A 9,242-nucleotide genomic window follows, 5' to 3' on the forward strand; every position below is an offset into this window, starting at 1 on the left:
CAAACTGTGTCTAAAATTGAACAAAGCGAAACCGTGGAAGAACAATTACTCGAGCAGATCGCACAAATCCTTGGTGTCACGGCGGAAGGAATTAAAAATTTTAGCGAAGAGGCTGTGTTTAATATCATTTCTAATACGTTCAACAATACCAGTAGCGACAATTCCACTTTAATAGCGAGTTCATTAAATTATCAACCAACTTTTAACACTATTGAAAAAATAGTTGAACTCTACGAACGCTTACTTCAAAGTGAGCGGGAAAAGATAGAGTTGTTGAAAGGTAATTCTTAGTAGCCACAAGATGGATAACGGATGAGACATTTTACTAGTTAATTCCAATTGAATTTCATTAAGGATAATCCTTTTAACACTTCGGGCCTTTTGTACCTTACTTTTTCTGAGTTGGGGTTTCCTACTCTAATTGCGTCCTGTCCAGAGCGACCAAAGCACTTTGCTTTTGAAGAGCCATTTCTATTACCAGTCCCTTGAAATTGAGGTTGAACCATTTGAAGTTTTCTTGAAGGATTAAATGCTCTCCCGTGTCTTTACGGTATGATTCGATCACAGACGTTTTTTCTACAGTGGTTGCGTTATCAAAAATTCTTATGTTCTTTTGACTCCGAAGATACCTTGGGGGAAATTCGAATCCACTGATCAGTGGATTCCACGGCAAAATAACCACTTTGGAAAAGTGGTTGACCCTAGTTTATTTCCTTACTAATCAATTATTTGCCCTTAATTGCAATGTCCGATTTTTACGATCTCGATTTCCGTATTCAAGTGGTCACAAGCACCAAAATCTCCACTAAAAGGTCTAAAATAATGAATTGCGGAAAATTTGGTTCTTCCCGCTTTCTCCAAAAAATAAATCACATGTCATGGTCCTGTATACTACAAACATTTCCTTTGCAGACTAATCTAGCGGGAGAATTCGGAAGCATTGACCATCTGATTCCGTGGCGGATGACCATCAGTAGATATTTGCTCAGTATGTGCTAAATAATTGTTAACCATTTACTTAAACAAGTCATTTCTAGCCGAAACGGCCTGTCCTCAATTTACAAATTGAGGTGATCAGTGGCTCCGAATTCTCCACTTAGACGGATGAACCATCCAATACAAATTTATGTCCTCGATAATTCAATGTGATACTATCCGCTTGGTCGGGTACCAGACCTTCAACCATTGCCTTTATTAGACTTTGGCAAACCTCGAAAGCCTGCAGGCTTGACAATATAAGTACTTCAATTTGCTGGTCTCCATCATAACTAGTAGCAACTGCCTTCTCACAGCACTCCATTAACATCTCACTTTGTAATAACGGTATTTGGAATTCTGGCTTCAGCGCAAGAAGATGTTCCAATACTTTATCAAATAATTCGTTGGATGACATTAGATAAAAAATTTCAAGACTTAATGAATGTGATCCGATGGATCAATAACTGTATTAAATAAGCAAGCTCCCTAAAAAATTAATTGATGGCTGCCTTTAAGGAAGATTTTTAAAGAACAATCCAATCGAAGTCTATAAGGTGCTTTAAATTATCTGTCACCGTACTATCCCGATTTGATCTCAAATACTTTCCTGTTGCTCCTGCTACTACAGAGACATCTTCACCGACAGCCCATTGGGCCAAATTGTAATTCCAGATCCAAGTGGTTGCTCTGTTACCTGGCATTTCTAATAACCTGATTGCTTCCGCTTTTGTCGTCTTGGCAGCGCGCGAAGCTGAGTTGGCACTGTTATCTACTGTATGGAATGCATAATGTGTAATTACGTCATCCTGATTTACCCAAACGCCAGAAATTCTAAATAAGGACATTAAAAAGGTGTTTAAAGTTAAAAAAAATATTTCAAGCCCGATCCCATTTCATATTCAACGCCCATTTTGTGTGGGCACCAATCTTATATAAAAGCCGCTGTTCACGGTTGCAATGTCCCAGGCATTGAATTAATTCTTGGTCTGCCCACTTGACATACTCGGTATCTCCACGCTGTAACAACTCCCGGAGCTCATCTTCTTGCTCGTTTGTGGGGATTAGCTCCAATATATCATACTGTAAAATTTCTTTACAATTCCAACCTGAAGTTCTATGAATAGGCGTAGTAATTGCTCCTTTAAAGTAATAGTTTACGTACTTAAAGTTTTTTTGAGTCAATACCGATGATTTACCCTCGATTAGCTCCTCATAAAACTCTCTCCAGTGCGAAATTTCTCTATCTTTTCTTGAATTGAACCAATCGATAAATTTCAAAGCCTTACTTGCCGGAACGAACAATGCAAAATCATCCTTCATACCTCCGGAATTCCTTAGCTTCAGGTCATCGGTTGCATCAAAATCATTGATCAAAATACTTTGAGTCCTTTCAAATCGCTTGTACTTTCCGCCTACTAATTGGTAGTGCCCAAAATTGAAATTTTTAACCAACAGATATCTATCATCTATTTTAATGATGTATAGATATGCCATTGAAAAGCGGACTCTTTCTTGTAAAATAGACAACCAAAATAGATGTAAGGTAAGCTTCAACCTTTTAAAATTGGTCGTAATGAATGTTATAATGAAAGTCAACAATGTTATAAAACCTGCCTGCGTAAATCCAGACTCCCAAAAAGGTTGTCTACTATATGCTCCCAAGCCAATAAGGATGCATGATACTAGAATTTCTATAGCTAATTTCATACGATCTTGGGGCTAGGTTTTATTTTGAACATAACATCCTTAATCGTTTTATATGTCAAACCGTGGGTGGGATATGATGCTGCGATGGCTTCGGGTAATACCCTCAGTCGTATATCAGAAAATGAAAAGCCCAATCCATTATTTCGTTCAGGGCCGGTTAATTCAGCCAGTTCTTCCAATTCATTTATTTTGAGTGCGAAACCGGTAAGACTCTTTTCGAAAAGTTGCATCCGCTCCTCCTTATCTGGCCGATCAAATTCTAAGATAATTGACGCTCTGCGAATAATTGCTTCATCAATGAAATGTAATCTGTTGGTAGACATGAAAAGGATGGCACGCCCTTGTAACTCCCTCATCTCGTCGATTTTTTGGATCAGGGTGTTAACTGCTGCTTTTTCCTCCTGATGCATTTGCAAGGTAGACCTCGTAGATGCAATTGCATCAGCCTCGTCAATAAGAAGAAACGCAACCCGACGCTTACCTGCTTGCTTTTTTAACTCTGCGAAAGCATCGTTCACCAAATTACCCATTTGTCCATGTAGTCCCTCTCCTCTAACTCTGGTACTCAATTTAAGAAAAAAGCCTTCCTTGTTTAGTTCCCTCACCATTCTGTCCGCTATTGCTTCCGCAGAAACAGTTTTGCCGGTTCCAGCATCTCCCGCCAAAATTATCAGTGGGTACTTTTCCTTTAGCTGACCAATTATTGGGAGTTCCGTTTTATGGAACTTTTTACTCCACGCCACAAGACCTTCCTGATCAAGTAATAATTTCAAGTTAGAGAAGATTCTGTCGAATTTTTTGTCAAATCCAATTAGACTTTTTGTTCTTTCCTGAATTCCAGAATTTGGCAACTCAGTTATATTATCGAAAATTGATTCCATTTATTTGTAGTTTGTTTTTTGAAGTTCATAACCTTTGCTTGCATACAGTTGAGCATTATTATTACTTAGATGAGGGAAACTATTATCAATCTTGGAAGGTGTCCATGATATTTTAAGGCTGCCCTGAAATTTTACCTTTTGCTCTTCGGACAAGGATTTCCACTTTGATGTATACGAAAGAATCACTGACAAATGCGTATCGGGAATGTCCGTCCATTCATTATTTTTACCGGCTCTTTCACTTTCAGTAGAAGTACCCATAGAATTTACGACAAATTTAGAGGCTCTCAAGACTTTATTTGATCCATCTTCAAGCAAGGTGATATCTACCGATTGCAAGTACTCATTTTCTGCTAGTATTAAAATGTCATAAAATATTTTATCAACGTAATCCATTGACCATTTCGCCGTTCTTCGAGCAATTGTTCGGATATCGGCCTCACAGCCCTCAAATGTTTTTCTGACATCAAGCACTGTATATGTGCTGGTTTTAGTAGTTGTTCCGTACATAATTATTTGATATTAAAAGTTGGGCCAAAAACAGATTTCCACTCTTGAATAATATCTCCTTCATTATTTTTTGCCTGGGCGATATTCAAAGCGTCAAATGCTTCTTCTGCTTCCCCAACTATTTCTTCCCATTTTGTTGTTATCATTCTCCTGGATACGTTGTTCTCTTTGTTTGTATTATCTGCTATATAAATTGGAGTATCGAAAGATGTAGGAACCGACTTTATTGAATTTTTAAAAGTGATTACAGGAAAGGTAGGAGCACTTAAAAATTGAAAAACACGGATGATACCTTCTTCAATATTTTCTTGAATTCCAAGATGCTCATCAAGATAAGCTACAATTAATTCTATGGAAAAAGAGGACAACCCAGGTTCTTCATCCGTTGGATACAACTCCTTGTAGTTTTTCCACCACTTAATAGCTCTTACAATTGAAGTGTAAGAAGGGTTATTCTTTCTTTTATCCACTGAAAAAGCCAATTGCTTACTAATACTGGTAATATATTTTTTACCTCCCCGCCTACTTGGTTGCCAGACATAATCGACAGGATCTGCCACTGGTACAACTGGCACGATATCAATTTGCAATCCGGTTCCACTAAATGTAATCGTTACCGATTTAGTATTTCCCTCGGCATCCACATCCTTACTGATATCTTTTTGTGGATATATGTCTTTCAAATAGTCAATGATATAGTCATATAGTTTCGTAAGGTCCTTGTGAATATTCTCGTCCCCTCCAACGAAAAGCACTAAATCAATATCTATTGGATTGTCTCCGGTAGGTTTTAATATAGTGTGCTTTTTCCATGAACCAGCCAGAATGTACTTAGTAACCCTCAGTCCATTTGAACTATCCTCACTGATTTTTTTTTCCAATTTTTCCTTCAAATTGCGAACCTGATTCCGATACATCTCCATGTTCTCAGGTTGGAGTTTGATTTTTTCAATAAAATGTGACAGTTGTCGATTATCTAACCTCATTTTTTAAGTTTATTTTATTTCAAATTTTATCCAGAATGAATCTACTGGTGGCGATGCTGGTGATGCAATCTTCATAGTGTCACCTAAAACCTAGGAGGTTTCTAAGAGTATGGATCAAGATAACAGCCTTAGTTTGAAGCTCAATTGCGATTGAATTGAACTCACCTGATACCCTTTGCTGGAGTTCTTTAAGGTCCGTCTTTGATATTCATACTGTTAAATCTGTAAGGCTATCCCCATTATTGCCTGATGATAGTTTACGCCTACTGCCCATTGTTAAGTTTTAATTGTTTTTTTATCCGTAATATTCTATATTCTATTTCTTTCACCGTATCAGTGAACTCATTCCCTGCTTTCAAATATTCGTTTGGAAATTCATCTTTCATATTTTCCATCAATGCGTAGTAAATTGGTTTCAAAACCGTCCTTAACTGAGCCCCTCTTTCTTCCACAAAAAGAGAATATGCCAGCCTAAAATGTCCTTTCGCCATGAGGAGAATAAAATATGCCGAAAGCTTTCGAATGAGGGGCTTGAATCGTGGTTCATCTATTTCTTCAAATTCAGTGGCGATTTCAGGTATTGCAAATCGCAACCATTCCGAAAATTTTTCCAATGAGAGCTCAACCTTGTCATTCCATAGAAGGATTTTTGCAAACAGTACTTCAAAGAACAAATAGCCCTTCATTTCAGCTTTGTGCTCTTCAAGTTTTTGGAGAGCAATTTGTCGTTTATCATTAAACCCTCTTAAATATAGACCTTCAGCTAAGCAGAACAAAGCACCCTTTCTCCCGAGATCAAACGATTTTTGAAATTGTAAAATAGCATTGTCGGGTTCGTTTTTTTCCAAGTAAATATGTCCCAAAGAATGCGCGGAGTTTGCATCATTCCGTTGCACCCCCTCTGAAAGAATCGATATTGCGCGGACATCATCTTTAAGATCTGAATAAAGTTCTCCAAGTAAATGATACGCATCAAGTTGGCTTGTCAATATGGCTTGCTCATACAATTCCTTTGCTTTTGAATAATTAGGCTTCTTTTTGTAACGACACCAATTCGCAAAATTGATCAAAGCGTATTCTTCTTTGTTGAGAATGCTTTTTTGAAAATATTTTAACGCCTTCTTGTTTTCTTTTTTATCAGCGTACAGCTTAGCAAGCTCCAGGTAAGTACCTTCAATATTGTGCATTTCGGCATTCAAGAGGTTCGTTTCAGCTTCCTCAAATTCCTGTTCCAAACGCAGGATCTTCCCCAAAAGCAGGTAGGATCTTTTAAAGCCTTTCTTTATTGCTAATTGATGATACCCCCGTGCCTTATCAGTGTCATTCTCATACTTATACACAAGATCCCCTAGTCTGCTTGCGGCATAGGGATGCATGGATTTTGCTGTCAGGGCCAATTCGTAGTAATGTTTGGCCTGTTCCAAATCTTCCAGATTTTCTTCGTGGATGATACCGAGTGTAAGCGCTGCTGCAGCATTATTTGAGTCGATCGCAAGCACTTTTTTCGCAAATTCCGCGCTTTTCGCAAAATCTTTCTTTGAAAGATAAAGGAATGTCAATAGTCCATTACGTTCAATTTCTTCCAATTCCATTCCTTCTAGTGCTTGCAACGCCTGATCGTAATTACCTTCTTGGATATAGCTTTCGAACACATTGTTTAACAGTTTTCCCGACGGTTGGAGTTTGTGGTACATTCGCTCGCCTAGAGCAGATTTGGTGGCCTCCATCAATTGGATTTTCATAGACTGCGATAAATTCTCGCAGGATAGAAAAGTATTCCCCATATCTACCGCTGCATTTTCGTCATATTTGCCTTGGCCAAGATTATTAATGTGATCCCATACCCGTTTAGCCAGTTCAGTCTCATCACACCATGCGTCGAAAAACCTTACTAACCACACCACATTGTTTTTGTCGTGCTTACGTCCAAATCTCATAAGATACCATATGTTTAGGAATCTTTCCTTGATGCGATACAGATTGTTCTTCGTGTTGGTCTTTACTACCTCTACCAGTTGATTCTTTTCCAAAATAGCCAGAATGGTAGATACGTTCTTACTTTCCAAGCGCGTTTGCCTTGTTATATCCTTTACCGGCATCGCATCCCAGTTTCTCGCAATAATGTCTATGACCTTTTGCTGCTGAGAAGATAGTTGATCTAATTCGGCCTTGTACAAGAACGTTAGTGTATCAATCAGGATGTATAAGTCCTTTATCGCTTTCCCATTTTTATTATCAAGGAATATCTGAAACAGGTACGATATCGTACGAGGAACGCCGCCCGTTAAACGCCTTAGCGATTCTATTCTCGACGGATGGTCGCTGATAATACTGCGTATACTTTCTTCATATCCATAAAGGGACCCGATATTTATTAAAAGCTTTTCACATTCCGTTTTGGAGAGTCCTTGCAACGTTACAGTATGAAAGAAATTGTAAAAGTCTCCGGAAAAATCGATTTTAGTATCTAAATACGAGGTAGAAGAGGCAATGATTCGCAATACTTTCTTCGACGTTAATATCCTTTTAAGAGCAATTCGCTCTTCCAAAGTAAGTTTACCTAGAAAAACATTCAAATTTTCAAAGAAAAGTATAATACATAAACCACTTTCCCCTATCGCATTTTCCAAAATTTCGAATAGCTGATATTCATTGAAATTCTTCTGTTCAATGATTGCATCCATTTTTCGTTGAATTCCTTCCCAGTTAAAATACTCCTCAAGGTATTGCGCTATGCTCTCCCATAATGCCGCCAAATCAGAAAGATGATACTGTTCTTCTTTGAAAATAATTGGAAGAAATTTGGTCGATAACATTCTATCATCTTCTATTGCATACTTAATTCTGTGTAGCAATGTCGTTTTCCCCGCACCGCGCAATCCTATCACAAGTGTGTTGTCAACATTTCCAGGAGAAACAGCCTGTTTTAATCCCGAAAAGATTTCACTAAATTCTTTGTCCCTTACGACAAATGTTTCAATCAGCATTTCTTTCGATTTGTTTCCTGTATTGTTCAGAAGAAAAAGATCTGTTGTATTGGCCTTCATCTATTTTGACGATTAATTATTCGTCAAATGTACTAACGAATAATTAATCGTCAAAATAAATAACGATTTTATTTTCGTCAACCCAAAATAAGAGAATCCCTTTTAATGTATCCAACAAGATGCCTTCTTCAAAAACCCACAAGGCTCCTACTGACGAAAGTTAAAATCAGAACTATTCATAAGGACCTTAAATCCCCCTTTTTTCAGAGAAGACGAGCAATCACAAAACTGCACCATAAGTGTTTGTATGAAAACATTAAAGTTGAATTTCAGCATATCCCTTCTCTGGCTTTCAACGCAATACTTAATAAAAAAACAATAAGAATTTAGGTGGCGAGGTTAAAGCTTGGCAATAATTCAAACAATGAACAACAAGGAACTCGTCAGTACTCAGAAACCGCACCAGTTTTCGTAAGTAGTATCGCAATTAGAGTCCCTCCTAAAAACTGATTTGAAGATTTCTATTTCCGCAAAATATTTTCCTGTTTGCTTTCAACAATGCTCCATTGAAAAAATTATGAAATAAAAAGAGCATAAAAATGTATACAGCGTTTCGCTAAACATCTTCCTGTCTTAGAAAAGTCGGAAATTCAGTGTGCGCCGAAAAGTAAAAAGGTCGAAACGCCTGCTTGCAAGCGTAGACGTTCATTTTTACTAGGCACACAAGGCTTCGACTCCTTCTAAGACAAGCATTAGGAATTTGCCTGCGCTTGCTTGTTTTCTACCGTTAGATAAGTTTGTGCCCATAGGGTAATTGTTTGCAAATAATTATCAATACGTTTGCTACGGTTACATCACAAATACTTTACAAAATTTATAGAAATATTTCAAATCAATGTAACCATAATAATAGAATAGGATCTAGGAATTAATCCTACATTTTCGCGTACCATTTGTTTTGAAAACTAGTTTTACCACCCACTTTATCACCAGTTTTATGCAGCCAATGTTACTTCCAAATCGTTTTGTTTTAATTCGTTTACAACATTCCTCAAATTCTCTCTGTCCATCGTCTAAGAGTATGTTTTGGATTGTATTAAACTAATAATGAGAGCCAGTCGTTAAACTTGTTGAATCTCACCTCAAACAAGTTTATGAAATCGAATTTCAAAGAAATGACTGACTCTCAATGG

At 37.5% G+C, this 9,242-nt stretch carries 8 protein-coding genes; 1 reads left to right on the forward strand and 7 read right to left on the reverse strand.

Translation table 11 applies throughout. The features are described 5' to 3' along the window. Positions 1 to 291: transcriptional regulator (locus tag RB622_RS29595; RefSeq protein ID WP_308050448.1), on the forward strand; the 291-nt coding region annotated here is incomplete at its 5' end. A gap of 805 nt (positions 292 to 1,096) precedes the next feature. Here the strand turns inward: RB622_RS29595 and RB622_RS29600 are convergent. The 7 genes from RB622_RS29600 to RB622_RS29630 all read right to left on the reverse strand — a co-directional run bounded on the left by RB622_RS29600 (position 1,097) and on the right by RB622_RS29630 (position 8,109). Continuing rightward, the gene (locus RB622_RS29600) at positions 1,097 to 1,393 is read right to left on the reverse strand and encodes a hypothetical protein (protein WP_308050449.1); all 297 of its coding nucleotides are present in this window, start codon (positions 1,391 to 1,393) and stop codon (positions 1,097 to 1,099) included. Between the two features lie 109 nt (positions 1,394 to 1,502). Further along, positions 1,503 to 1,823: a DUF3892 domain-containing protein gene (locus RB622_RS29605; RefSeq protein ID WP_308050450.1), complete on the reverse strand. Its 321-nt coding sequence runs from the start codon at positions 1,821 to 1,823 to the stop codon at positions 1,503 to 1,505. Between the two features lie 31 nt (positions 1,824 to 1,854). Next, positions 1,855 to 2,685, reverse strand: a complete 831-nt coding sequence (locus RB622_RS29610; RefSeq protein ID WP_308050451.1) for a hypothetical protein — start codon at positions 2,683 to 2,685, stop codon at positions 1,855 to 1,857. After that, positions 2,682 to 3,566: an ATP-binding protein gene (locus RB622_RS29615; RefSeq protein WP_308050452.1), complete on the reverse strand. Its 885-nt coding sequence runs from the start codon at positions 3,564 to 3,566 to the stop codon at positions 2,682 to 2,684. Before RB622_RS29615 ends, RB622_RS29610 begins: the two co-directional genes overlap by 4 nt. Then, on the reverse strand, positions 3,567 to 4,076 hold the full coding sequence (locus RB622_RS29620) for a hypothetical protein (protein WP_308050453.1): 510 nt from the start codon (positions 4,074 to 4,076) through the stop codon (positions 3,567 to 3,569). It abuts the gene before it with no gap. A gap of 2 nt (positions 4,077 to 4,078) precedes the next feature. Further along, a complete protein-coding gene (locus tag RB622_RS29625; RefSeq protein ID WP_308050454.1) occupies positions 4,079 to 5,062 on the reverse strand; it encodes a CBASS oligonucleotide cyclase in 984 nt (327 codons plus the stop codon). 263 nt (positions 5,063 to 5,325) lie between these two features. Then, positions 5,326 to 8,109, reverse strand: coding sequence for a hypothetical protein (locus tag RB622_RS29630; RefSeq protein ID WP_308050455.1), 2,784 nt, complete (start codon positions 8,107 to 8,109; stop codon positions 5,326 to 5,328). Between the last annotated feature and the right edge of the window lie 1,133 nt (positions 8,110 to 9,242).

The sequence above is a fragment of the Dyadobacter sp. LHD-138 genome (assembly GCF_030929615.1).
Taxonomy (GTDB): domain Bacteria; phylum Bacteroidota; class Bacteroidia; order Cytophagales; family Spirosomataceae; genus Dyadobacter.